Source organism: Streptomyces sp. NPDC048257 (genome assembly GCF_043201855.1).
Lineage (GTDB): Bacteria > Actinomycetota > Actinomycetes > Streptomycetales > Streptomycetaceae > Streptomyces.
Genome location: NZ_JBICZI010000002.1, coordinates 215,487 through 238,856 on the forward strand (window position 1 = coordinate 215,487; position 23,370 = coordinate 238,856).

The 23,370-nt window shown below is 68.8% G+C and carries 19 protein-coding genes and 2 pseudogenes; 11 read left to right on the forward strand and 10 right to left on the reverse strand.

All coding sequences use genetic code 11. The features are described 5' to 3' along the window. The 5 genes and pseudogenes from ACGFZK_RS04980 to ACGFZK_RS05000 all read right to left on the reverse strand — a co-directional run. A pseudogene (locus tag ACGFZK_RS04980) lies at positions 1-195 on the reverse strand (transposase); the annotation flags it as partial. Between the two features lie 122 nt (positions 196-317). After that, entirely contained in the window at positions 318-1,376 is a 1,059-nt protein-coding gene (locus tag ACGFZK_RS04985; RefSeq protein ID WP_393847858.1) for a transposase, read from the reverse strand. After that, a complete protein-coding gene (locus ACGFZK_RS04990; RefSeq protein WP_393847433.1) occupies positions 1,261-1,770 on the reverse strand; it encodes a transposase in 510 nt (169 codons plus the stop codon). Before ACGFZK_RS04990 ends, ACGFZK_RS04985 begins: the two co-directional genes overlap by 116 nt. A 1,155-nt stretch (positions 1,771-2,925) precedes the next feature. Further along, positions 2,926-3,898, reverse strand: a pseudogene (locus tag ACGFZK_RS04995) (IS630 family transposase). 677 nt (positions 3,899-4,575) lie between these two features. Beyond that, complete coding sequence (locus tag ACGFZK_RS05000; RefSeq protein ID WP_393847859.1) at positions 4,576-5,745, reverse strand: magnesium and cobalt transport protein CorA; 1,170 nt, start codon at positions 5,743-5,745, stop codon at positions 4,576-4,578. Between the two features lie 138 nt (positions 5,746-5,883). Between ACGFZK_RS05000 and ACGFZK_RS05005 the strand changes: the two genes are divergently transcribed. Both ACGFZK_RS05005 and ACGFZK_RS05010 read left to right on the forward strand, forming a co-directional pair. Then, on the forward strand, positions 5,884-7,017 hold the full coding sequence (locus tag ACGFZK_RS05005) for a winged helix DNA-binding domain-containing protein (protein ID WP_393847434.1): 1,134 nt from the start codon (positions 5,884-5,886) through the stop codon (positions 7,015-7,017). Positions 7,018-7,104: 87 nt separating this feature from the next. After that, positions 7,105-8,796 carry an AMP-binding protein gene (locus tag ACGFZK_RS05010; protein WP_393847435.1) on the forward strand — a complete coding sequence of 564 codons (1,692 nt, stop codon included), beginning with the start codon at positions 7,105-7,107 and terminating at the stop codon, positions 8,794-8,796. 89 nt (positions 8,797-8,885) lie between these two features. Here the strand turns inward: ACGFZK_RS05010 and ACGFZK_RS05015 are convergent, their stop codons facing one another. Both ACGFZK_RS05015 and ACGFZK_RS05020 read right to left on the reverse strand, forming a co-directional pair. Continuing rightward, positions 8,886-9,374 carry a glutathione peroxidase gene (locus ACGFZK_RS05015; protein WP_393847436.1) on the reverse strand — a complete coding sequence of 163 codons (489 nt, stop codon included), beginning with the start codon at positions 9,372-9,374 and terminating at the stop codon, positions 8,886-8,888. Positions 9,375-9,476: 102 nt separating this feature from the next. Continuing rightward, positions 9,477-10,334 carry a hypothetical protein gene (locus ACGFZK_RS05020; protein ID WP_393847437.1) on the reverse strand — a complete coding sequence of 286 codons (858 nt, stop codon included), beginning with the start codon at positions 10,332-10,334 and terminating at the stop codon, positions 9,477-9,479. 266 nt (positions 10,335-10,600) lie between these two features. On the opposite strand from ACGFZK_RS05020, the gene gcl reads away from it, so the two are divergent. Together gcl and ACGFZK_RS05030 are read left to right on the forward strand one after the other, a co-directional pair. Further along, entirely contained in the window at positions 10,601-12,388 is a 1,788-nt protein-coding gene (gene gcl / locus ACGFZK_RS05025; RefSeq protein WP_393847438.1) for a glyoxylate carboligase, read from the forward strand. 212 nt (positions 12,389-12,600) lie between these two features. Continuing rightward, the gene (locus ACGFZK_RS05030; RefSeq protein WP_393847439.1) at positions 12,601-13,071 is read left to right on the forward strand and encodes a HEAT repeat domain-containing protein; all 471 of its coding nucleotides are present in this window, start codon (positions 12,601-12,603) and stop codon (positions 13,069-13,071) included. Between the two features lie 582 nt (positions 13,072-13,653). On the opposite strand, the gene ACGFZK_RS05035 is transcribed toward ACGFZK_RS05030, so the two are convergent. The 3 genes from ACGFZK_RS05035 to ACGFZK_RS05045 form a co-directional block, all read right to left on the reverse strand. Then, positions 13,654-15,111, reverse strand: a complete 1,458-nt coding sequence (locus ACGFZK_RS05035) for a catalase (RefSeq protein WP_393847440.1) — start codon at positions 15,109-15,111, stop codon at positions 13,654-13,656. A 210-nt stretch (positions 15,112-15,321) separates the two neighbouring features. After that, complete coding sequence (locus tag ACGFZK_RS05040) at positions 15,322-16,212, reverse strand: 2-hydroxy-3-oxopropionate reductase (RefSeq protein WP_393847441.1); 891 nt, start codon at positions 16,210-16,212, stop codon at positions 15,322-15,324. A 75-nt stretch (positions 16,213-16,287) separates the two neighbouring features. Next, positions 16,288-17,121, reverse strand: coding sequence for a TIM barrel protein (locus ACGFZK_RS05045; protein WP_393847442.1), 834 nt, complete (start codon positions 17,119-17,121; stop codon positions 16,288-16,290). A 125-nt stretch (positions 17,122-17,246) separates the two neighbouring features. Between ACGFZK_RS05045 and ACGFZK_RS05050 the strand changes: the two genes are divergently transcribed. The 7 genes from ACGFZK_RS05050 (at position 17,247) to ACGFZK_RS05080 (ending at position 23,260) form a co-directional block, all read left to right on the forward strand. Beyond that, positions 17,247-17,498 (forward strand): thiamine-binding protein, encoded by a 252-nt coding sequence (locus ACGFZK_RS05050; RefSeq protein WP_078851107.1) that lies wholly within the window; start codon positions 17,247-17,249, stop codon positions 17,496-17,498. Beyond that, positions 17,495-17,893 carry a helix-turn-helix domain-containing protein gene (locus tag ACGFZK_RS05055; RefSeq protein WP_393847443.1) on the forward strand — a complete coding sequence of 133 codons (399 nt, stop codon included), beginning with the start codon at positions 17,495-17,497 and terminating at the stop codon, positions 17,891-17,893. The genes ACGFZK_RS05050 and ACGFZK_RS05055 overlap by 4 nt, the downstream gene beginning before the upstream one ends. 154 nt (positions 17,894-18,047) lie before the next feature. Continuing rightward, entirely contained in the window at positions 18,048-18,563 is a 516-nt protein-coding gene (gene uraD, locus ACGFZK_RS05060; RefSeq protein ID WP_393847444.1) for a 2-oxo-4-hydroxy-4-carboxy-5-ureidoimidazoline decarboxylase, read from the forward strand. A gap of 2 nt (positions 18,564-18,565) precedes the next feature. After that, positions 18,566-18,970 (forward strand): hydroxyisourate hydrolase, encoded by a 405-nt coding sequence (uraH, locus tag ACGFZK_RS05065; protein WP_393847445.1) that lies wholly within the window; start codon positions 18,566-18,568, stop codon positions 18,968-18,970. A gap of 1 nt (position 18,971) precedes the next feature. Next, on the forward strand, positions 18,972-19,895 hold the full coding sequence (gene pucL / locus ACGFZK_RS05070) for a factor-independent urate hydroxylase (protein WP_393847446.1): 924 nt from the start codon (positions 18,972-18,974) through the stop codon (positions 19,893-19,895). 190 nt (positions 19,896-20,085) lie between these two features. Continuing rightward, complete coding sequence (locus tag ACGFZK_RS05075; protein WP_393847447.1) at positions 20,086-21,489, forward strand: 8-oxoguanine deaminase; 1,404 nt, start codon at positions 20,086-20,088, stop codon at positions 21,487-21,489. 379 nt (positions 21,490-21,868) lie between these two features. Beyond that, a complete protein-coding gene (locus tag ACGFZK_RS05080) occupies positions 21,869-23,260 on the forward strand; it encodes a nucleobase:cation symporter-2 family protein (RefSeq protein ID WP_393847860.1) in 1,392 nt (463 codons plus the stop codon). Positions 23,261-23,370 lie beyond the last annotated feature (110 nt).

A 23,370-nucleotide genomic window follows, 5' to 3' on the forward strand; every position in this document is an offset into this window, starting at 1 on the left:
TGCCGGCCGGGCCCGCACGTGCGCCGGATCCCACGGGCTGCTGGTCACGAAGTGGGCCAGAGCCTGACGGTTCCCGTCCTCACTCAGCCGGGCGGCCATCGGCTCGACCGACTTGCGCTGCCCATCGGTCAGCAGCCCGCGCAGACGGCCCTGCCCCCACCAACGCCGAGCATTACGCGGGAACGGCTCGAAGATCTCTGCCGCGAAGTCCTCCAACTCGTCACGCACTGATGCAATTTCCTCCGGAGTTACACATCCTGAACGACACACCGAACCCACAGGACACGCAACATCAACACCGACCTGACCAAGCACTATTAGCGGTGGTTTGTTAAACCGGGGTGTAGAGGTCCAGTTGGTGGCCTGCGCCGAGGGCGTTTATCAGGGCTTGGAGTTCTGGTGGTGGGGGTGCGTTCGTCCAGGCTCGCCAGCATCGCTGGAGGCTGGTCCAGGGGTCGAGCCAGGCCCGGACGGCCCGTATCGCGCGGGGCCAGCTGGCCGGGTGGGGCTGGTGGGATTTGGCTGGGCCCCCTCTCGGGCTGGCCCGGTTTCCTGGGCGGCTCCGGTGTCGCCGTTGCAGACGGGACCTCGGGTGGCCGGCTGAACCAGGTGTTCCAGCAGAATGAGAACGCGCAGGTGACGAGTGTTTGGTGGCGTCGGATGCCGGTGTCGGAGCGGACCTGGAAGTCGGCCCAGCCGAGTTCGTCCTTGATCTGTTTGTAGCTCTGTTCGATCCAGTGCCGGATCCCGTAGATCCGCACGATTTCGTGCAGGTCAGCGGCGGGTTCGGGGCTGTCGGCCTCACGGGGTCCGCCGGGCCGGGGCAGGTCGGTGGCCAGGTACCAGGTGGTGTGTGCGGGGAGGGTGGCCGGGTCGGTGGTGGCCACGACCAGGCGGACGTTGCCGTCGGGGCCCCACCAGCCGAGGCGGGCGTCGGCTGCCCACCATGTTTCGGTATGTCCGTCCCGGAACGTCCGCTCGACGCCGGTCCAGTCGCCGGGGTTATCGGGGTCTGTCCAGGTCGGGGCATGTGCGGCGTCGACGGGTGTGTAGGCGTCTTTGCCGTAGGCCCAGGTGCCGTGGCTCGGTTTGAGGGCCATGACGAACGGCAGCCCCGCCGCGCCGAGCTGCCTGCGGAAGCTGTCCTGGTCGCCGTAGGCGCAGTCGGCGGCCACGGCCCGAAAGGTCACACCAGCGGCCTTGGCGGTGCCGGCCAGTTCGGCCGCGATCTGCAGTTTCGTGCGGAACCCGGGGTCCTTCTTACCCTCGGGGAAGTGGTGGGCGGGGCTGTAGGGCACGGCGTGAAGCGGGTAGTAGAGGTTCTCGTCGGCCCAGCAGGTCGTCACGGTGACGATGCCGTTGTCGGTCTTGCCCAGCCGGCCCAGCCACTGCCGGCCGACGTGCGCGGTCGCGTTTCCCGTCCTTGCGATCCCCCGAGTCGTCGATCACCAGCACCCCGCCCGCGTGGGGCGCGGTCGCCGGGTCAGCGAGCAGGAGTTCCACCCGGCGGGCGTTGACCCGCTCGTGGTCCCAGGTCGACTCGGAGAGGAAGAACTGCAACCGTTGCACCGCCGGGTGCTGGGCCCCGACCACGGGCTCAACCCCAGCGAGGCAGGTCAGGGTCTTGTTGCGGTCTCGCGGCAGCAAAAGCCCGGCAAGGTACTCCCGGAACCCGCGGCGCTGTGCCAGCGTGGAGAACAGGTCATCGAACTGTGCGGCGTAAGCCTCCAGCGGACCCGGCGCGGGCGGACACGGCACACGACGGGTCATCACAACCTCCGGCAGCAAGGGCGAAGTTCCTCTGCTGCTGGCCTACTGCGGCCCTGAGCCGCCGTCAACAAACCACCGTTAGTGTCCTGCGCCTGAAGTTCGTAGGCAGTTCTGCTGCGCCACGAACGGTCAAGACGCCTGGTCGGCTACTTGGATTGGGCCGGAGCGGCACGTCGAAACTACCGACGACTTAACGGCGCAGGACACTAGCGATCTGGTTGTGAGTTGCTCGGCACCACGTGAGTTGCTTTCCGTACCACTTCAGGGGTTTGGCTGACGGATGCTGGCTGGCGCATCGGTCTGCTGGGGGTTGTGGGTGACAGCAGGCTGGAGGCGCTGGTCCTGAGCGAGACCGAGCTGCAGGTGTTGAGCAACTGGGTCAGGCGCCGGACGACCGCGCAGGGGCTGGCCCTGCGGGCGAGGATCGTGCTGGCGTGTGGAGGGCGGGCCGAACCTGGCGGTTGCAGCCCGGCTGGGTGTGACCGGGGCACCGTCGCCAAGTGGCGCACGAGGTTCCTGCGTGACCGGCTGGACGGACTTGCCGACGAGCCCCGGCCCGGGGGTGCCGCGGACCATCAGCGACGCCCAGGTGGAAGAAGTGGTGGTCCGCACCCTGGAGGAGACACCCCGCGGGCGGGACGCACTGGCCGAAGCGGGAGCTGGCCAAGGCGGCCCACTGCGATTCCGAAGCACCCCGGGACAGGGCGAGCGGTGCAAGCCCTGCCAGCAGTTGGTCCAGCCAGGCCCGTCGGGCTCCGCCGAACGTGGGAGAGCCACCGAGCGGGTCCCCCCCGGAGCCTCCCACAGCAGGTCCAGCTCCGCAGGGGTGAGAGGGGAGCGATCCAGCCGTACGAGTTCCTCAAGGACCAGGATCAAGCCGGTGGGATCGCCGTCCGGGCCCCAGTACGTCAAGGCATGCTCGACCGGCCCCGGGGCGTCCAGCGGCCAATCATTGTGGTAGGAACCGCAGAGTCCCGTCACCCCGAAGTCGAAAGCCACCCACTCGTGCTGGGACTCCGGGTCGTGCATGGTATGTCTCCTGACATGGGGTAGGCGGCCTTGATCCAGAAGCCGCCGGGCGGTCGACGCTGTCGCCTAGGGAGCCGGAGCCCTACGTACCACCAAACATACGTTCCTTCTTGATCGGAAACTCATCTAATTCTGGTCGAGGACGTAGCGGACGTGGGGGCCGCCGAAGTAGCCGCGGACGATGTGTGGCTGACGCTGGCGTCTGCGGAAGAACCTGCGGGTGTCGGCGGCGAGTTCGGCCTGGTTCCGGGCCCTGTGGGTGTGGGGCAGGCTGCGTTTGAGGTCGGCGTTGACGAGCTCGTCGGGGTTCAGCTCGGGTGAGTACGAGGGCAGGAAGTGCAGCTCGATCTCGTCCTTGTGGCCGGCGAGCCAGGCCTGGACGGTCTTCGAGCGGTGGGCCGAGTGCCGGTCGACGATCAGGTGGACCTTCCGGTCGAAGTGCCCGACGATCCGGGTGAGGAAGCGGCACATGACCCTCGCGTCGAACGACTCGGTGAAGACCATGAAGTGCATCCGGCCACGGGTGCTGATCGCGGACATCGCGTTCACGGAGAACCGGTTCCCGGTCCGGCGGACGATGGGAGTCGCGCCCTTGGCACCCCAGGTGCGGCCGGTGACCTGGTCCGAGCGGACCCCGACCTGGTCGCCGAAGAGAACTTCGCCGTTCTCCGCCTTCGCCCTGGCCCGGATCACCGGCCAGGTCTCCTCGTGCCAGACGCGGACCGCTTCCGCGTCCTGCTCGACCGCCCGCTTGTCCGGACGCTGGAATGTCAGCCCCCAACGCTTGAGGTACTTGCCCACCCCGGGCTCGGTGAAGCGGACCCCCCTCGCCTATCTGCCCCCGCGTCCACAGCTGGCCCGAAAGTCCCAGGTCGGAGGGGATGTGATCGAGGACGGCCTGCCGGACCGCAGCCTGCTCGGCCTCCGACAGGACCTGATGCTCACCCACGCGGCGGCCTCTCGAGCGGGACAGCAGTGCGTCCCGCCCGCCGGCCTGCCACTTCACCCACCAGTTGTCCACGGCCTTGACCGACACCTTGAACAGGGCGGCAACCTCAACCCGGTCCCGGCCCTCCACCAGAGCCGACACCGCCAGCAACCGCACAGCCTCCTGCGCGTCCGGCGACCAGGCCCGCGCATCCCCCACCAGATCACTCACACACCATCAACGAGCCTGAACTCAAAGCGTTTCGGATCAATAGCTTAGGTGCACTGCCCAGCGTCGGCGGGCACCCTTCGGTGGTGATCTTGATGGCGCCGCCACGACCAGTGGCTGGCACCACGCCCGCCTCTGGAGAGCTGGTCCACGAGGTACGCGTTGACGGCCGAAGGTATCTGCTCTGTCGCCGGCTCCGGGGGCACGGTGCGGTGTATGGCGAGTTGCTGAAGCCTCGCGACTGGCGTCGATCGCACGGACGATACTTGCGATGGTTCAGGGCGTTCTGACCCTGCGGGCCTATCGGGGACGGCAAGCGTATGGAGGTCACTGTCTGTGACGCGCCGCAGGATCGGCGGGCTCTGCAGGGAGCACTGAACAGGAAGCCGAGCCGGGCTCGTTGCGGCGGGCGTAAGGCGCAGACTGCCATTCGTTTCTCCCCGGATTCTCCCCAGGGCTTGCCGACGCCCAAAAGGGCCTGGTCACGGGCTTGTGGGGGACAGGGAGAGGAGATCACTCGCATCTATTCTCCCCAGGCACTCCCCACGGCCGCTTCTGGGTCGATCTGTGAGTGATGCGAGAGCAAAGTGCGAAGGAGAGCTGAGTGGGATGTGAGGAGTTTAGAGCCAGCCCCGCCGCTTAAAAATTGCGTACAAACTCACGCAAACCAACCCCATGAGGCAGATCGCGAGGGGGTATCCAAAGCTCCAACCCAACTCAGGCATGTACTCAAAGTTCATGCCGTAGATGGTGCCGACCAGGGTGGGCGCGAAGAGGATGGCGGCCCACGAGGAGATCTTCTTGATTTCCTCGTTCTGTTCGAAGCCGGCCTCGGCCAGGGCGCGCATTTCGGCGTTCTGTTGCTGGGAGACCAGGGTGGCGTTGACCGTCAGGATGTCGGTGAGGGCCTGGCGGAAGCCGTCCACGCGTTCGCTGGTGTGGGTGACGTGGTCCGCGACGTCGCGGAGGTAGCGCTGGAGTTCCTCGTCCGTGCCGTACTTCGCGAAGCCCGCCATCAGGCCGTGGAGCATGCCGACCAGGGGGCGGGTGGCGCGTTGGAACTCGACCATTTCGCGGGAGAGTTCGTAGATGCGGCGGGAGACCGCCGGGTCGCCGCGGAAGACCTCCGTCTCGATCTCGTCGATGTCCGTCTGGACGCCCTCGACGACGGGGACGTAGCCGTCGACCACCGCGTCGAGGATGGCGTACAGGGCCGCCTCCGGGCCGAGGGAGAGGAGTTGCGGGTTGGCTTCCATGCGGCGGCGGACCGCGGAGAGGTCCGGGGCGCCGCCGTGGCGGACGGTGATCAGGAAGTCCGGGCCGACGAAGATGTGGAGCTCGGCGAAGTCGACCTCCTCCTGGGCGTCGAGGTAGCGGGCGGCGCGCAGGACGACGAAGAGGGTGTCGCCGTAGCGCTCCAGCTTGGGGCGCTGGTGGGCCTCCAGGGCGTCCTCGACGGCGAGTTCGTGGAGGTTGAACTCGGCCGCGAGGGAGTGGAGTTCGGGCTCCGTGGGGCGGTGCAGGCCGATCCAGGCCATCCCGTCGGGCTCTTCCCGCAGCCGCCGGAAGGTGTCGGCCAGGGTGGCCGGAGAGGCGACCCGGCGGCCGTCGCGGTAGACGGCCGAGTCGATCACGCTGCGGTGGGCCGGGGGAGCGGTGGCCGCAGGTGCCGGCTGCGGGGCGGACGGCGGGCCCGCCGGAGGGGTGCCGGCGGGCGGGGAGGCGGGGCGGCGCCATCCGGCGCGCTTCCCGGCGGACGGCGACGGGCGGTGGTCCGGGCGCTCCGGCATCGAAGGCATCGCAGGTCAGCTCCCGGTCGAACGTGCGTTTACGGGCAAGGGGCAGGATATAGGGGGAAAGCGGCTCGGCGGAGGCCGGGAATCGGGTTGCGGACAGAAGCTGTCCGCAAGGAGGGTTAGCGTGCTGTCATGGCCTCCAGGACGACACATCCCGTACTCGACACCCGCGCTCTGAACCGTGCCACGCTCGCACGCCAATTGCTGCTGAGCCGCGCCGACATGTCCGCGCGGGACGCCGTCGCGCACCTCCTCGGACTCCAGGCGCAGAACGCGAAGCCGCCGTACTTCCAGCTGCACGCCCGCCTCGCCGGTTTCCGGCCCGCCGAGCTGGCCGGGCTCATGGAGTCCCGCGAGGTGGTCCGGATGGTCACCATGCGGTCGACGATCCACACGCACACCGCCCACGACGCCCTGACGCTGCGGCCCCTCGTCCAGCCCGCCCGCGACCGGGAGGTCAACTACTTCCGCAAGGGTCTCGCGGGAGTTGACCTGGACCGGCTGGCGCGGCGGGCGCGCGCCTTCGTCGAGAGCGAGCCCCGCACCATGGGCGAGATCCGCGAGGAACTGCTCCGGGAATGGCCCGACGCCGATCCGCAGTCCCTGTCCGTCGCCGCGCGCTGCCGCCTGCCTCTCGTCCAGGTCACCCCCCGCGGGGTGTGGGGGCGCAGTGGCCAGGTCCGGCTCACCACCGTGGAGAAGTGGCTCGGAAAGCCCGTTGCCGATACCGCGACGGCGACGGCGACGGCGGCGCAGCCCGTCGACGAGGTCGTGCTGCGCTACCTCGCCGCCTTCGGGCCCGCCTCCGTCAAGGACATGCAGACCTGGGCCGGACTGACCCGGCTGCGCGAGGCCTTCGAGCGGCTGCGCCCGGGCCTGCTTGCCTTCCAGGACGAGAACGGCGTGGAGCTGTTCGACCTCCCCGACGCCCCCCGCCCCGACGCGGACACCCCGGCGCCGCCCCGCTTCCTCCCGGAGTTCGACAACCTGCTGCTCTCGCACGCCGACCGCACCCGCGTGGTCGCCCCCGAGATCAAGGGGCGCACGTGGACCGGAAACCAGGCCCACTGCACCCTGCTCGTGGACGGCTTCCTCGCCGGTCTGTGGAAGCTGGAAGGACAGATACTCACCGTCGAGTTGTTCGGCCGTCTGCCGAAGGCGGCGAAGGAGGAGATCGTCGACGAGGGGGAGCGGATGCTGGAAGGGATGGGTGAGTCCACCCGGGCCGGTGGCGGGTCCGTACGGTTCGGCGTGATCAATCCCTGATCCGCCGGGAACGCCGCCCGCTAAGGGTCAACTCGGGGCTGACGCCGCACTGGTGGTCCGTACACCGAACGCGGCACGATGCCTGTCATGACGACCGAGAGTACGCAGAACAGCGCCACCGCCCAGTTCCTGGCCGCTCGGGACTTCCTCCTGGAGCGCCGCGGCGACTACGAGGCCGCCCACGCGGGATTCACCTGGCCCCGCCCGCAGCGCTTCAACTGGGCCCTGGACTGGTTCGACCACATCGCCGCCGGGAACGACGCCGACGCCCTGCGCATCGTCGAGGAGGACGGCACCAGCCAGGGCCTCACCTTCGCGGAGCTCGCCGTACGGTCCGGCGCGGCCGCCAACTGGCTCCGCGAGCAGGGCGTCGCGCCCGGCGACCGGATCCTCGTCATGCTCGGCAACCAGCGCGAGCTGTGGGAGGTGATGCTCGGCGCGATGAAGCTGCGCGCCGTCGTCATCCCCGCCACGCCACTGCTGGGCCCTGCCGACCTGCGCGACCGCGTCGAGCGCGGCCAGGTGCGCCACGTCATCGCCCGCGCCGAGGACACGGCCAAGTTCGACGAGGTCCCCGGCGACTACACCCGGATCGTTGCCGGGGACCGGGTCCCCGACGGCTGGCTGCGGCTCGCGGACACGGAGGGCGCCGACGGCGATTTCACGCCGGACGGCGAGACCCTCGCCACCGACCCGCTGATGCTCTACTTCACCTCCGGCACCACCGCCCGCCCCAAGCTCGTCGAGCACACGCACGCCTCGTACCCCATCGGGCACCTCTCCACCATGTACTGGCTCGGGCTGCGCCCCGGCGACGTGCACCTCAACATCGCTTCTCCCGGCTGGGCCAAGCACGCCTGGTCCAACCTCTTCGCCCCGTGGAACGCCGGAGCGACCGTCTTCGTCCACAACTACACCCGCTTCGACGCCGAGCGCCTGATGGCCGAAATGGACCGGCACGGGGTGACCACCTTCTGCGCCCCGCCCACCGTGTGGCGGATGCTGATCCAGTCCGATCTCACCCGGCTGGCCAGGCCCCCGCGCGAGGCCGTCGCCGCCGGGGAGCCACTCAACCCGGAGGTCATCGAGAAGGTCCGCGCGGCCTGGGGCATCACCATTCGCGACGGCTTCGGTCAGACCGAGACCACCCTCCAGGTCGGCAACTTCCCCGGAGCCCCCGTCAAGCCCGGCTCCATGGGCCGCCCGGCCCCCGGCTACGAGATCGTGCTGCTCGACCCGGTCACCGGCAAGGAGTCCGCCGATGAGGGCGAGCTCTGCGTGGACCTGCGCACCCGCCCCGCCGGGGTGACGACCGGCTACCGCGACGATCCGCAGCGCACGGCCGAGGCGATGGCGGACGGGCTCTACCGCACCGGTGACATCGCAGCGCGCGACGCCGACGGGTACCTCACCTACGTCGGGCGCTCCGACGACGTGTTCAAGGCCTCGGACTACAAGATCAGCCCGTTCGAGCTGGAGAGCGCCCTGCTGGAGCACGAGGCGGTGGCCGAGGCCGCCGTCGTCCCGGCCCCGGACGAGCTGCGGCTGGCGGTCCCGAAGGCGTACGTCACCCTCGCGGTCGGGTGGGAGCCCGGGCCGGAGACGGCCCGGGTGCTGTTCGAGCACTCCCGCGCGGTGCTGTCCCCGTACAAGAGGATCCGCTGCATCGAGTTCGGCGAGCTGCCCAAGACCGTGTCCGGCAAGATCCGCCGGGTGGAGCTGCGGGAGCTCACCGCGGCCGGTTCGGCGGGGGAGTACCGCGAGGCCGACCTGGCCTGATCGGTGAGCGGGGTACGGGGTGCCGCGCGCGCCGCAGCCGCGCAGCAGCCCGTGCCGCGTTCGGGAGTGCGTACGGGAGGGCGTACGCCTTACGCCGGCAGGTTCGCCTCGATCGCGGCGATGACCTCGGGAGCCTCGGGCTCCGTACGCGGGCGGAAGCGCCCCACGACCTCGCCGGCGGGGGAGATCAGGAACTTCTCGAAGTTCCACTGGATGTCCCCGGCCTCGCCGTCCGCGTCCGGGGTCTTCACCAGCTCCTGGTAGAGCGGGTGCCGGTTCTCGCCGTTGACCTCGGACTTCTCCAGGATGGGGAAGGTGACGCCGAAGCCGGCCGCGCAGAAGGTCTGGATGTCCTCGGCGGTACCGGGCTCCTGCTCGCCGAACTGGTTGCAGGGCACGCCGATGACCGTGAAGCCCTTCTCCGCGTACGTGAACTGCAGGCGGGCCAGTCCCGAGTACTGCGGAGTGAGGCCGCACTGCGAGGCGGTGTTCACCAGGAGGATCGCCTTGCCCTTGTGGGCGACGAGGCTGGTGGGCTCGTCGGACAGGGTGGTCAGCGGGATGTCGTACAGGCTCATCGGGCTCTCCTGGGCAGGAAGTAGGCAATGCCTACGAGCTTAGGGGGTGGCTTGCCGATCCTGTCGGGCTCGGCCGGACAGCCCCCAGGGGGGTCCTGTCGATCAGGCCGGGCCCACCAGGGCGTCCGCCGGGTCGTTGACCGGCTGTGGCATGCCCGTCAGGTCCATGACGAACAGCGGTATGCCGAGCTCGTCCGCGCGGACCCGGGCGTCCTTCGTGTACCCGGCGAGGGAGAAGTAGACGCTGGTCGCGGAGGCGGTGAGCCCGTTCAGCCAGACGCACTCCACCGCCCGCAGCCCGGCCGGTGCGGTGGTCGGGTCCACCTGGGCGACCAGGCCCGGGGCGCGCAGGTCCACGGCCGCCGAGGGGATCGGGCGCCCGTCGGGCTGTCGTACGTCGCGGAAGCCGAGCCAGCGCAGGTACAGCGCGGCCGTGGCCACCGCGTCGCGGGCCGTACGGATGGTCACCGGCCGGAACGCGGGCCGCGGCACCGGCGCGGCCGGTGGAGGCGGGATGTGCGCCGGGCGCCCGCCCGTGGACCCGCGCCCGGCGCTCCCCGGCTCCGGCCGGCCCGCCGACGGCGCGGGGCCGGCCGGCGAGGTCGATCCGGCCGGAGGCTGCGCGGCCGGGCCACCGGCGCCACCCGGGCCACCGGCGCCACCCGCGCCCGCGCCGCCCCCGGATTCCACCCGCTCCAGCGGATGCACCGGAATCAGCACCACCGTCCCGCACGATCCGCAGCCCAGCTCGGGGTGCGGCCACTCGCTCTCCCGCCCGCAGGCCGCGCACCGCACCGTCACCCAGGTCTCCGACCAGGTGCGGTGGGTCAGCTGAACCGGCGGCGCCGCCAGGTCCAGCGGGGGGTGCACCGGGCTTCCGCAGGCGCAGGGGAAGACCGGGGCGGTGTAGCCGTTCTCGCGCAGGCACGCCGGGCAGCGCACCGGTACCGCTTCCGCCATGAGACCTGGACCCCCTCGTTGCTGTGCGTACGTCCATGCTCCACCACGGGCGACCGACGGGGGGAGGGTGCGCGCCATTTCCGGGGGATTCGGGCCGGGGGACCAGTGATTTGTACAAGTCGTCGAGCGGGATGCGGCTTTTGGTGGGTTCCGGGGTCCCCTACCGCCTTGACGCCGAAGGAGCCGCCGCTTAGCTTGTTCCGTATAGCAGAACAAAACTTCCGGATTACGGAAAAGCCTGACCGCCAGACCCGCAGGAGAACTCGATGCCTCGTATGACAGCCGCCGCCGCTGCAGTGGAGATCCTCAAGCTCGAGGGTGTCGAACAAGCGTTCGGCGTCCCCGGTGCTGCGATCAACCCGTTCTACCGCGAGCTCAAGAACGTGGGCGGCATCGCGCACACCCTGGCCCGCCACGTCGAGGGCGCCTCGCACATGGCCGAGGGCTACACGCGTGCCAAGGCGGGCAACATCGGTGTCTGCATCGGTACTTCGGGCCCGGCCGGCACCGACATGATCACCGGCCTGTACTCGGCGATCGCGGACTCGATCCCGATCCTGTGCATCACCGGTCAGGCCCCGGTCTCGAAGCTCCACAAGGAGGACTTCCAGGCCGTCGACATCGCCTCGATCGCCAAGCCGGTCACCAAGAAGGCCACGACCGTCCTGGAGGCCGCGCAGGTCCCGGGCGTGTTCCAGGAGGCCTTCCACCTGATGCGCTCCGGCCGCCCCGGCCCGGTCCTCATCGACCTCCCGATCGACGTCCAGCTGACCGAGATCGAGTTCGACCCGGAGACCTACGCGCCGCTGCCGGTCTACAAGCCGCAGGCCACCCGCGCCCAGGCCGCCAAGGCCCTGCAGTTCCTGCTCGAGTCCGAGCGCCCGCTGATCGTCGCCGGTGGCGGCATCATCAACGCCGACGCGTCCGACCTGCTGGTCGAGTTCGCCGAGCTGGTCAACGTCCCGGTCATCTCCACCCTGATGGGCTGGGGCACGATCCCGGACGACCACGAGCTGGCCGCCGGCATGGTCGGTGTGCAGACCGCGCACCGCTACGGCAACGCGACGTTCCTCGAGTCGGACTTCGTCTTCGGCATCGGCAACCGCTGGGCCAACCGTCACACCGGTTACAACCTGGACGCCTACACCAAGGGCCGCAAGTTCGTCCACGTCGACATCGAGCCCACGCAGCTCGGCAAGATCTTCGCCCCGGACTTCGGCATCGCCTCCGACGCCAAGGCCGCGCTGGAGCTCTTCATCGAGATCGCCAAGGAGCTCAAGGCCGAGGGCAAGCTGCCGAACTTCTCCGCCTGGACCGCCTCGGCGCAGGACCGCAAGGCCACCCTGCAGCGCCGTACTCACTTCGACAACATCCCCCTGAAGCCGCAGCGCGTCTACGAGGAGATGAACAAGGCGTTCGGTCCGGAGACCCGCTACGTCACCACCATCGGCCTCTCCCAGATCGCGGCGGCGCAGTTCCTGCACGTCTACCGCCCGCGCAACTGGATCAACTGCGGCCAGGCCGGCCCGCTCGGCTGGACCATCCCGGCCGCCATCGGTGCCGCCACCGCGGAGCCGGAGACCCCGATCGTCGCGCTGTCCGGCGACTACGACTTCCAGTTCATGATCGAGGAGCTGGCGGTCGCCGCCCAGCACAAGGTCCCCTACGTCCACGTCCTCGTGAACAACGCCTACCTGGGTCTGATCCGTCAGGCGCAGGGTGGCCTGGGGATCAACTTCGAGGTCAACCTCGAGTTCGAGAACATCAACACCCCCGAGCTGGGTGTCTACGGTGTCGACCACGTCAAGGTCGCCGAGGGCCTGGGCGTCAAGGCGATCCGCGTCACCGACCCGGACAAGCTGGGCGAGGCCTTCGAGGAGGCCAAGAAGCTGGCCCAGGAGTTCCAGGTCCCGGTCGTCGTCGAGGCCATCCTGGAGCGCATCACCAACATCGCGATGAGCAAGACGGTCGACATGAGCGACGTCACCGAGTTCGAGGAGCTCGCGACGGAGCCGGGCCACGCCCCGACCGCGATCAAGGCCCTGCAGGTCTGATCCACCCCCGCACCACCCGGCGGCCCCCGTCCCTCCTTCCGGAGGGTCGGGGGCCGCTCGGCGTTCCCCGGAGGCCTCACCCCATGCCTTCGGGGCCTGCGACGCGACGCTGTGCGGGCCCAGGAGGCCGGCATGGCGCCCCCGGCTACTGGCGGCTGCCAGAGAGAGATGACGCCCGTGACGGCTGCCGGACCGTCTCCTATGCTCTGGCCGTGGATGGATATCAGGCGCTGACGGCATTCATCGAATCGGCCCGGAAGGAGCTGAACGGCTCCGATGCAGGCCACCGGGACTTCTGCCTCGATGCTGTGAGCGATGTCCTGGAGACGGGCCGCTTGACGCAGGACGACGCCGAGCGGGCCGTCGAGCGCCTTGTGACCGTCGCGCTCTCTGATGAGGGCTACCAGGTGCGGGAGTCCGCACTGCACGCGGTCTGCACGGCATCCACGTACTACAAGCTTCCCTATCGGGTGGTGGAGCCGCTCGCTGTCGGCGCGGATGGCTTCGAACCGTTGCTCTTGGAGTACGTCCTCGGCGTCCTGGGCTCGACTCACGACCGAGCGGCGCTCCCCATCATTGAGCGGTTCCTCCAGCACCCCCGGTCCGATGTGCGCAGAGAGGCCGCGGACGCAGTGCGCGAGCTGCACTGGAGCCGGGAGCCTTCCCGGGGAGAGACGGTCTAGCTACGGCGTACCAGTGCTGGTCGGCGAAGTGGCCGCGCGGGCTGGGGATGAGGGGAACCGTGGCCGGCGGCGTCGCGGCGGTACCGGTGAGGAAGCTGACGAGGAGGCCGGGGGAGCCGCCGCGAGGGAGGAGTCAACAGGCCCCGGGGTGGCTGGTATGCACGCCGCACGCCGCACGCCGGACCTGTGCCCGGCACGGCAAAACGCCGATTCACGGGACCGTCCGTGAATCGGCGCTCTGGTTTGTTACCGCCCGACGGTGCGAGGCTGGCGCGACAGGACGTTCGCACCGCCGGGCGGAGTGTGTGGGGAGGTGGGGACCTACGCGCGCAGGGGGCTCTGTGCGTGCCCCTGTACGAAGAGGATTGGCTGGGACCGTGGCGGGCGGGCGACGAGAACTCCGGCGTCGTCTCCCTCAGGTCAAGAGACGGGCCTCGGAACCCATTACCACCGCACTGGCTCGCACGCTCGCCACGGTCCTCGTCCTGCCCTCACCGTGTACCACCCCTCATCCGGGTCCACGGGTCGGGCTGAGCACCCGGGGCCTGACCTCCCGTCAGGCCCCCGGTACAACTGGGTGGCTCAGGCGTCGCGCAGGGCGCGGACGGCCTCCTCGACGCGCTTGCCGTAGTCGGCGTCGGCGGCGTGGAAGTGAGCCAGGTTCTTCTCGATGACGTCTTCCAGGGTGACCTGAGACAGACCGCCGGCGATGTTCGCCACCAGACGCTGCTTCTCGGCCTCCGACATCAGGCGGTAGAGCTCACCGGCCTGGAAGAAGTCGTCGTCCTTGGTGTGGGCCGGGGCCTCGTGGGTGCCCGTGTAGCCGGAGACGGCCTTCGGGGCGCCCAGCGCCAGACCGGTCTCGGCCGGACCCTGGTACGAGTTGGGCTCGTAGTTCTTGTCGTGGCGCGAGCCGTTGCGGAGCGCCATGACGCCGTCGCGGCCGTAGTTCTCGGCCTTCGTCGCCTTCGGGGCGTTGACCGGCAGCAGGGTGTGGTTCACACCGAGGCGGTAGCGCTGGGCGTCGGCGTACGCGAAGAGGCGGCCCTGGAGCATCTTGTCCGGCGAGGCGGTGATGCCCGGGACGAAGTTGTTCGGGGAGAAGGCGGACTGCTCGACCTCGGCGAAGACGTTGTCCGGGTTGCGGTCGAGGACCAGACGGCCCACGCGCTGCAGCGGGTAGTCGCTGTGCGGCCACACCTTGGTGAGGTCGAACGGGTTGAAGCGGTAGTCCGCGGCCTCGGCGGCGGGCATGATCTGCACGTACAGGGTCCACGAGGGGTTCACACCGCGCTCGATGGCCTGCAGCAGGTCGGTCTGGTGCGAGTTCGCGTTCTTGCCGACGAGCTCGGCGGCCTGCTCGCCCGACAGGGAGCGGATGCCCTGGTTGGTCTTGAAGTGGTACTTGACGAAGAAGGCTTCGCCCTGCTCGTTGGTCCACTGGTACGTGTGGGAGCCGTAGCCGTTCATGTGACGGTACGACGCCGGGATGCCGCGGTCACCCATGAGCCAGGTGATCTGGTGCGTCGCCTCGGGGGCGTGCGCCCAGAAGTCCCAGACGTTGTCCGGCTCCTGCTTGCCCGTGAAGGGGTCGCGCTTCTGGGAGTGGATGAAGTCGGGGAACTTGATCGGGTCCTTGATGAAGAACACCGGGGTGTTGTTGCCGACGAGGTCGTAGTTGCCCTCTTCGGTGTAGAACTTCAGCGCGAAGCCACGGGGGTCGCGGACCGCGTCCGCGCCGCCGAGGGAGTCGGCCACGGTGGAGAACCGCAGGAAGGTCTCGGTCTTCTTGCCGACCGTGTTCAGGAACGCGGCGCTGGTGTATGCAGTGACGTCGTCGGTCACCTCGAAGTAGCCGTACGCGGCCGAGCCGCGGGCGTGCACCACGCGCTCCGGGATGCGCTCACGGTTGAAGCGGGCAAGCTTCTCGAGCAGCTGCTGGTCCTGGACCAGGAGCGGGCCACCGACGCCGGCGGTGGCGGAGTTCTGATTGTCGGCGACCGGGGCGCCGGACTCGGTCGTCAGCGTGCGCTTCGACATGGTGACCTTCCGTACGGGGTAACTGCTGACGGAAAGCGTCTTCCGTCATGCGGAACAGCCTAATTTCGGCGAGAACTAAACGTCAACAGTTTGTTGAACGAAGTTGAAGGCGAGTGGTAATCCGGACGGCGCCGGCACTTGGGCGCGACAGGACAGGTGTCAGCACCGGCGCCATCCGGAAACTCGGGTCCCCTGGGAGAGGGGAGGTGCTCAGACCTGGGCGCCGGAGAGGCGCTCGACGGCACGGAGCAGGGCGGAGTGGTCCAGGCCACCGTCACCCTGGGCACGCAGCGAGGCGACCAGCTGGGCGACGACCGCACCGACGGGCAGGGCCGCGCCGACGTTGCGGGCGGCGTCGGTGACGATGCCCATGTCCTTGTGGTGCAGGTCGATCCGGAAACCGGGCTTGAAGTCGCGGTTCAGGAAGTTGTCCTTCTTGCGGGTCAGGACCGTCGAGCCGGCCAGACCACCGTTGAGGACGTCCAGGGCGGCCTGGAGGTTCACGCCGGACTTCTCGAGGAAGACGACGGCCTCGGCGCACGCCTGGATGTTCACCGCGACGATGAGCTGGTTGGCGGCCTTCACCGTCTGGCCGGAGCCGTGCGGGCCGCACAGGACGATGACCTTGCCGAGGGTCTCGAGGACCGGCAGTGCCTCGTCGAAGTCGGCCTGCTCGCCACCCACCATGATCGACAGGACGGCCTCGATGGCACCGGCCTCGCCACCGGACACCGGGGCGTCGATGACGCGGATGCCCTTGGCGGCGGCGTTCTTCGCGAGGTCGACCGAGGTCTGCGGGGTGATCGACGACATGTCGATGATCAGCGCGCCGGACCTGGCGTTCTCGAGGATGCCGTTCTCACCGTAGGAGATGGCCTCGACCTGCGGGGAGGCGGGCACCATCGTGATGATGACGTCGGCGTCCTTGACGGCCTCGGCGATCGAGCCGGCCGCGTTGCCGCCGGCGGCGGCCAGGCGGTCCAGCTTGTCCTGCTCCAGGGTGAAGCCGGTGACCGAGTAGCCGGCCTTCAGGAGGTTCTCGGCCATGGGGGAGCCCATGATTCCGAGGCCGATCCAGGCAATCTTGGGGAGGTTGCTCATGATGAGGGTCCTTCTCTTAATGCTTTGTACGAAAAGTTCGTGACGTGCCTGGCGGATCGCCTGGACTTTGTCCGCCTACTTCGCGGCGCGGGCCTCGGCCGGCAGCCACGCGAAGGAGGCGGCAGCGTCGGCGGCCTTGTACTCCAGGCCTACGTAGCCCTCGTATCCGGCCTTCTTCAGCTGGTCGAGCAGCTCCTGGAGGGGCAGCTCGCCGGTGCCGGGGGCACCTCGTCCGGGCTTGTCCGCGATCTGGACGTGCCCGGTCTTGGCGGCGTACTTTTCGATGACCTCGGAGAGGTCCTCATCGTTCATCGCCAGGTGGTACAGGTCGAGCAGGAACTTGGCGTTCCCGAGGCCGGTGGCCTCGTTCACCTTGTCCACTACCTCGATGCCGGCCGGGGCGCTCACCAACGGGTAGAGCGGCGACTCGGGCTTGTTGAGGGTCTCGATCAGGAGGATCGCGCCGACGCGGTCCGCGGCCTGGGCCGCCACGACCAGGTTCTTCAGGGCGAGCTCGTCCTGAACGGCCGGGTCCACGCCTTCGACGCGGTTGCCGTAGAGGGCGTTCAGCGCCTTGCAGCCGACCGACGCCGCGAAGTCCGCGGCCACGTTGATGTTGGCGTTGAAGCGCTCCGACTCCGCCCCGGGAACCGAGACCGCACCGCGGTCCGGGCCCGGCAGCCGGCCGGCGTAGAAGTTCAGACCCACCAGCTGGGTGCCGGCGTCCTCAAGAGCCTTCTTGAGGGCGTCGAGCTCCTCCTGTGCCGGGGTGGGGGTCTCGATCCAGGGCCACCACAGCTCGACCGCCGTGAAGCCCGCCGCGGCGGCAGCCGCGGGACGCTCCAGAAGCGGGAGTTCCGTGAAGAGGATCGAAAGGTTTACATCGAAGCGCTGGTCCGTGTATCCCATGAGGGGTGTGCGCTCCTTCCGTATTGCGGAAGTTGTTTTCTGCTTGATGGAAGACTGCATGGGGTTCCGCGCGGATGTCAAGTGCGGACTGCCGAAAAATCATGACCGCGGGGTAGCTTGACGGCGTGCGATTGAGAGTGGAGTTCACGACCGAGCCCTTCGATCTGGAAGAGGCTCCTGCCCATGCCGTGGCGGCCCGCGAGGTCATCCAGAAGGCCCAGCTGGACGCGGTGGACGTCGGCCCGTTCGGCAACACCGCCGAGGGCGAGGCCGACCGGGTGCTGGCCGCCGTGGAGGCGCTGCTGCGCGACTCCCTGGAGGCCGGAGCCACCCGTGTCTCGCTCCAGGTCAATGTGATCGGGGAGGAGATGTCGTGACGGAGCCCCGCGACCACCCCTTCGTCACCGCGGTCAAGCCGCTGGTGGACGCGATGGGCGGCGAGCTGATGGACCCCTCCCTGGCCCAGCCCGACGACGTCGTGCTCGCCTGGGAGGGCCAGGAGCTGCTGGCCGTGCGCCTGCCGCAGCTCTCGGACTCGCTGGATCACATCCTGGCGGCCCTCGAGCGCCGGTACGGCGTACCGTTGGCGCAGCTCGACCGGAAGTCCAAGCAGGACGTCGTACGGATACTGGAGGCACGGGGCGCCTTCTCCGTGCGGCACGGCGTGGAAACGGTCGCGGGCGCCCTGGGTGTGAGCCGCTTCACCGTCTACAACTACCTGAACAGGGATTCCGGCGCCCCGAAGGGGGCCGCCAAGGGCAGCCAGGAGTGAGCCCGGCCTGACTCAAGGTGACGAGCCGCCGCCCAATTCACCCGGGCGGCGGCTTTTGTGTACGGGAAGTTTCAACAAAGTGTTGACGCCGTGTTGTGGAGGGCGTTAGCTATGCGCAGCCCGTCAAAGCAACAACAGGCCACGGAGGCCTACCGTGACTTCGAGTCCGACCCCGGGTCTCACCCGGTTCAACACCTTGGACGACAGCGCGGCCACGGCCGAGCTGCACGAGGTGTGCGCCAGTTCGGCGTGGGGGAGCAAGATGCTCGCCCAGCGCCCCTTCACCACCGCAGAGTCCCTGTTCGCCGCGAACGAAGCCGCCATGGCGGAGCTCACCGCGGAGGACCTGGGCGAAGCGATGGGAGGCCACGCGCCGATCGGCCGGCCGAAGCCGGGAGACCCGACCTCCGCCCGCGAGCAGCGTGGCATGGCCGGTGCCTCGGAGGAGCTCAAGACCGAGCTCCTCGAACTGAACCTGGCCTACCAGGACAAGTTCGGCCACGTCTTCCTCATCTGTGCCACCGGTGCGACCGGTGAGTTCATGCGTGACGCGGTCAAGGTCCGGATCGACAACTCGCCGGAGCAGGAGCGGGAAAGCGCCCGCGGCGAGCTCGTCAAGATCAACAAGATCCGTCTCGCCCGTCTCGTCGAACTCGCAGAAGGAGCGTGACCATGAGCACCGAGACCACCGCGTCGGTGTCCACGCACATCCTGGACACCAGCATCGGCAAGCCCGCCGAGGGCGTCGCCATCTCCCTCTCGGCCCGCACGGGGCAGGGCGGTGAGTGGGCGGCCCTGGGCGGCTCCGCCACCGATGCGGACGGGCGCTGCAAGGACCTGCCGGCGCTGCCGGAGGGCACCACTCACGTGCGTCTCGATTTCGAGACCGAGACGTACTTCTCCAATAAGCACAGTTCCAAGAAGCAAGCCGAGGCGCAGCAGGACGCCCCCCGCGTAAGGGACAGCGGTGCGTTTTTCCCGGAAGTGACGATCACGTTCGCGGTCACTCCTGGCGAGCATTACCACGTACCGCTGCTGCTCAACCCGTTCGGCTACTCCGTTTACCGAGGGAGCTAGCATGGCCACGATTCTGGGCCAGAACCAGTACGGCAAAGCAGAGAACCGCGTCGTCAAGATCACGCGGGACGGCGACACGCACCACATCAAGGACCTGAACGTCTCGGTCGCCCTCTCCGGCGACATGGACGACGTCCACTACTCCGGCTCGAACGCCAACTGCCTTCCGACGGACACCACCAAGAACACGGTGTACGCGTTCGCCAAGGAATACGGCATCGAGTCCGCCGAGCAGTTCGGCATCCACCTGGCGCGCTGGTTCGTCAACAGCCAGGAGCCGATCCAGCGCGCGCGCATCCGGATCGAGGAGTACTCCTGGGACCGGATCGCCACCTCGGACGCCAACTCCAAGTTCATCGGCTCCGACGAGGTGAACCACTCCTTCGTCCGCCAGGGCATGGAGACCCGCGTCACCCAGATCACGTACGACGGCGAGAACTGGGAGGTCATCTCCGGCCTCAAGGACCTCGTCGTCATGAACTCCACGAACTCCGAGTTCTGGGGTTACGTGAAGGACAAGTACACGACGCTGAAGGAGGCCTACGACCGCATCCTGGCCACCCAGGTGTCGGCTCGCTGGCGCTTCAGCTGGTCCGACGACGACCAGCGGATGCCCAACTGGGACAAGTCCTACGCCGAGGTCCGCAAGCACATGTTGCAGGCCTTCGCCGAGACCTACTCCCTGTCGCTGCAGCAGACCCTGTACCAGATGGGTTCGCGCATCATCAACCACCGTTCGGAGATCGACGAGGTCCGCTTCTCGCTCCCGAACAAGCACCACTTCCTCGTCGACCTGGAGCCCTTCGGCCTCAAGAACGACAACGAGGTGTACTTCGCCGCGGACCGTCCCTACGGTCTGATCGAGGCCACTGTTCTCCGGGACGGCGTCGACGCCCGCATCCCCGTGGACATGACCAACCTCTGAAACGGCACGCGTGTCCCGGGGCTCCGCAGTGGCCCCGGGACCGCGCGACACCCCCAAGCCTCCTGAATCGGCACCCGGACGTATCACACGGGGCGGCAGTACTGTCAGCTGTCAAGGCCCCCGGCTCCGGCACTCAAATCCCCCGGGCCTTGCCGTGCCCAAACCGCCACTGAAAGCACGAGGAAGTCCCATGGCAGCATCGGCAGCCCCTGACAGCGTGGTCGAGCGCATTGTCATCGAAAACTGTGCGATTGCGACCGTCGACGCGAACGACACCGAGTACGCCTCGGGCCACGTCGTTCTCGCCGGCAACAGGATCGAGTTCATCGGTGCGGGCAAAGCCCCCGAGAACCTCGAGAACGTCGTTCGCCGCATCGACGGCACCGGGCACCTCGTGACCCCCGGTCTGGTCAACACCCACCACCACTTCTACCAGTGGATCACGCGTGGTCTGGCCACCGACCACAACCTCTTCAACTGGCTGGTCGCGCTGTACCCGACGTGGGCGCGCATCGACGAGCAGATGACGTACACGGCCGCGCAGGGCTCCCTCGCCGCGATGGCCAAGGGTGGCGTCACCACCGCGATGGACCACCACTACGTCTTCCCCAAGGGCTCCGGCGACCTGTCCGGCTCCATCATCCGCGCCGCGTCCGAGATGGGTGTCCGCTTCACCCTCGCCCGCGGCTCGATGGACCGCAGCGAGAAGGACGGCGGCCTGCCGCCGGACCACGCGGTCGAGACCCTCGAGGGTGCGCTCGCCGACACCGAGGCGACCGTCAAGAAGTTCCACGACGCCTCCTTCGACTCGATGACCCAGGTCGCCGTGGCCCCGTGCTCCCCCTTCTCGGTCTCCACCGAGCTGCTGAAGCAGGGCGCCGAGCTGGCCCGCCGCCTGGGCGTGCGCATGCACACCCACGGCTCCGAGACCGTCGAGGAAGAGCAGTTCTGCAAGGAACTGTTCGGCATGGGCCCGACCGACTACTTCGAGTCGACCGGCTGGCTCGGCGAGGACGTGTGGATGGCGCACAGCGTTCACATGAACGACTCCGACATCGCCGCGTTCGCCCGCACCAAGACCGGTGTCGCGCACTGCCCGTCCTCCAACGCCCGTCTGGCCGCCGGCATCGCCCGCGTCCCGGACATGCTCGCCGCCGGTGTACCGGTCGGCCTCGGTGTGGACGGCACCGCCTCCAACGAGTCCGGCGAGCTGCACACCGAGCTGCGCAACGCGCTGCTGATCAACCGCCTCAACCCGGTCCACCGCGAGCGCGCCCTGAACGCGCGCCAGGCCCTGCGCCTCGGTACGTACGGTGGTGCCCAGGTCCTCGGCCGCGCCGACAACATCGGTTCGCTGGAGGTCGGCAAGTGCGCCGACCTGGTGCTCTGGAACCTGAACACCTTCCTGCACTCCTCGATCGCCGACCCGGTCACCGCGCTGGTCTTCGGTGCGGCGGCCCCGGTCACCGCCTCGTTCGTCAACGGCAAGCAGATCGTCGAGAACAACCGCCTTCTCTTCGCCGACGAGGACGCCATCGCCGTGTCCACCCGGGAAGAGGCCCAGCGCCTCGCGCGGATCTCCGCGCAGGCCTGATCCCACGGAGTCCGGCCGGGGGGGACGGCCCCCGGCCGGCAGCCGCGGACCCGAGCGGGGTCCGTGGGCAGCCGTTCCCGGGACGCGCCTGAGGAAATCCGAAGGCGCCCCGGGGGCGGTGACTCAGCACATCAGCTCAACAGCACCGCGGCGCGCGTATCGCGCCACTGCCGCGGCACCTCCAGCTCACGATCCGGCTCCCGCCGGAGCCCTGAGCCGGTCCGCAGCGCGGAATCGATGATCGGGCGAATCGCTTCCGCACCCCTTGGGACAAGTATTCGCACCACCACAACTGCATACAGGCTCGACTCGCACCGCTTTCGCACCACCTCCAAGACACCACGTCCCTGCCGGCGTGTTCAACCGAACGGAGGAAGCCGTGGCCCAGGCGCCCAGGTTTCGCAAAGATGCAGTCGCAGTACCGGAGGAGAAGCACCCGGTCGACGAGACCCTTCCTCCGCTGAAAATGTTCACGAGCGGCCTCCAGCACGTGGCCGCCATGTACGCGGGGGTGGTGGCACCGCCGATGATCGTCGGCCCCGCCGTCGGACTCTCCGCCACCGAGACCGCCTTCCTGATGGGCGCCTCGCTCTTCACCGCAGGGCTCGCCACCCTCCTCCAGACCCTCGGGTTCTGGAAGATCGGCGCCAAACTCCCCTTCGTCAACGGCGTTTCCTTCGCCGGTGTGACCCCGATGATCGCGATCGGCAAGGGAGAGGGGGACAACGCCCTTCCGATCATCTTCGGCGCGATCATCGTCGCCGGCGTGGTCGGCTTCTTCGCCGCCCCGTACTTCGGCAAACTCGTCCGCTTCTTCCCGCCGGTCGTGACGGGTACGGTCATCACCCTCATCGGCGTCTCGCTGCTGCCCGTGGCCTTCAACTGGTCGCAGGGCGGGAACCGCACCGCCACCGACTACGGGTCCATGCAGAACATCGGCATGGCCGCGCTCACCCTGGTCATCGTCCTGCTGATGCGCAAGTTCCTGCGCGGCTTCCTCCAGCAGATATCCATCCTGCTCGGCCTGGTCGCCGGCACGCTCATCGCGCTGCCGCTCGGCATGACCAGCTTCGACGCCGTCAGGAACGCGTCGGTGGTCGGCTTCCCGGCCCCCTTCCACTTCGGCGCCCCGCAGTTCCAGGTCGCCGCCATCATCTCGATGTGCATCGTCATGCTGGTCTGCATGACCGAGTCCACCGCCGACATCCTGGCGCTGGGCAAGATCGTCGGCCGTCCGGCGGACGCGGGGACCATCGCGGGTGGCCTGCGCGCCGACACCCTCGGCAGCGCGATCAGCCCGCTGTTCAACGGGTTCATGTGCAGCGCCTTCGCCCAGAACATCGGGCTGGTCGCCATGACCAAGGTGCGCAGCCGCTTCGTGGTCGCCGCGGGCGGCGGCATCCTGATCCTGCTCGGCCTGTGCCCGATGGCGGCCTCCGTCATCGGCGTGGTCCCGCTGCCGGTCCTCGGCGGCGCCGGCATCGTCCTCTTCGGCTCGGTCGCGGCCAGCGGCATCCAGACCCTGGCCGGGGCGGCGATGGAGAAGGGCGAGAACGCCCTGATCGTCGCCGCCTCCGTGGGCATCGGCCTGATCCCGATCGCCGCGCCGGACTTCTACCACGCCTTCCCGAAGGACCTGCTGGTCGTCCTCGACTCCGGCATCAGCACCGGCTGCGTGGTGGCCATCCTGCTGAACCTGGCCTTCAACCACCTCGGCGCCAGGAAGGCCGCGGCCTCGGGGGCCGCGGCGGATCCGGTGCCGGTGCACTGACACCGGGCCACTTGGGCAACGTACCGCGGCGGGGGCCCCCCCCCCCCCCGGGGGGGGGGGGCGCGCCCCCCCCCCCCGGCCGCCCCCGCGGGTGGGGCGCCCCCCGGGGT

Bases quoted from the DNA above. Each gene is read 5' to 3' on its own strand.
- ACGFZK_RS05040 (WP_393847441.1), bottom strand. From the start codon at position 16,212: ATGAGCAACCTCCCCAAGATTGCCTGGATCGGCCTCGGAATCATGGGC.
- ACGFZK_RS05035 (WP_393847440.1), bottom strand. From the start codon at position 15,111: ATGTCGAAGCGCACGCTGACGACCGAGTCCGGCGCCCCGGTCGCCGAC.
- ACGFZK_RS05010 (WP_393847435.1), top strand. From the start codon at position 7,105: ATGACGACCGAGAGTACGCAGAACAGCGCCACCGCCCAGTTCCTGGCC.
- ACGFZK_RS04990 (WP_393847433.1), bottom strand. From the start codon at position 1,770: ATGACCCGTCGTGTGCCGTGTCCGCCCGCGCCGGGTCCGCTGGAGGCT.
- uraH (WP_393847445.1), top strand. From the start codon at position 18,566: ATGAGCACCGAGACCACCGCGTCGGTGTCCACGCACATCCTGGACACC.
- ACGFZK_RS05020 (WP_393847437.1), bottom strand. From the start codon at position 10,334: ATGGCGGAAGCGGTACCGGTGCGCTGCCCGGCGTGCCTGCGCGAGAAC.
- ACGFZK_RS05045 (WP_393847442.1), bottom strand. From the start codon at position 17,121: ATGGGATACACGGACCAGCGCTTCGATGTAAACCTTTCGATCCTCTTC.
- gcl (WP_393847438.1), top strand. From the start codon at position 10,601: ATGCCTCGTATGACAGCCGCCGCCGCTGCAGTGGAGATCCTCAAGCTC.
- ACGFZK_RS05005 (WP_393847434.1), top strand. From the start codon at position 5,884: ATGGCCTCCAGGACGACACATCCCGTACTCGACACCCGCGCTCTGAAC.
- ACGFZK_RS05000 (WP_393847859.1), bottom strand. From the start codon at position 5,745: ATGCCGGAGCGCCCGGACCACCGCCCGTCGCCGTCCGCCGGGAAGCGC.
- pucL (WP_393847446.1), top strand. From the start codon at position 18,972: ATGGCCACGATTCTGGGCCAGAACCAGTACGGCAAAGCAGAGAACCGC.
- ACGFZK_RS05015 (WP_393847436.1), bottom strand. From the start codon at position 9,374: ATGAGCCTGTACGACATCCCGCTGACCACCCTGTCCGACGAGCCCACC.
- ACGFZK_RS05075 (WP_393847447.1), top strand. From the start codon at position 20,086: ATGGCAGCATCGGCAGCCCCTGACAGCGTGGTCGAGCGCATTGTCATC.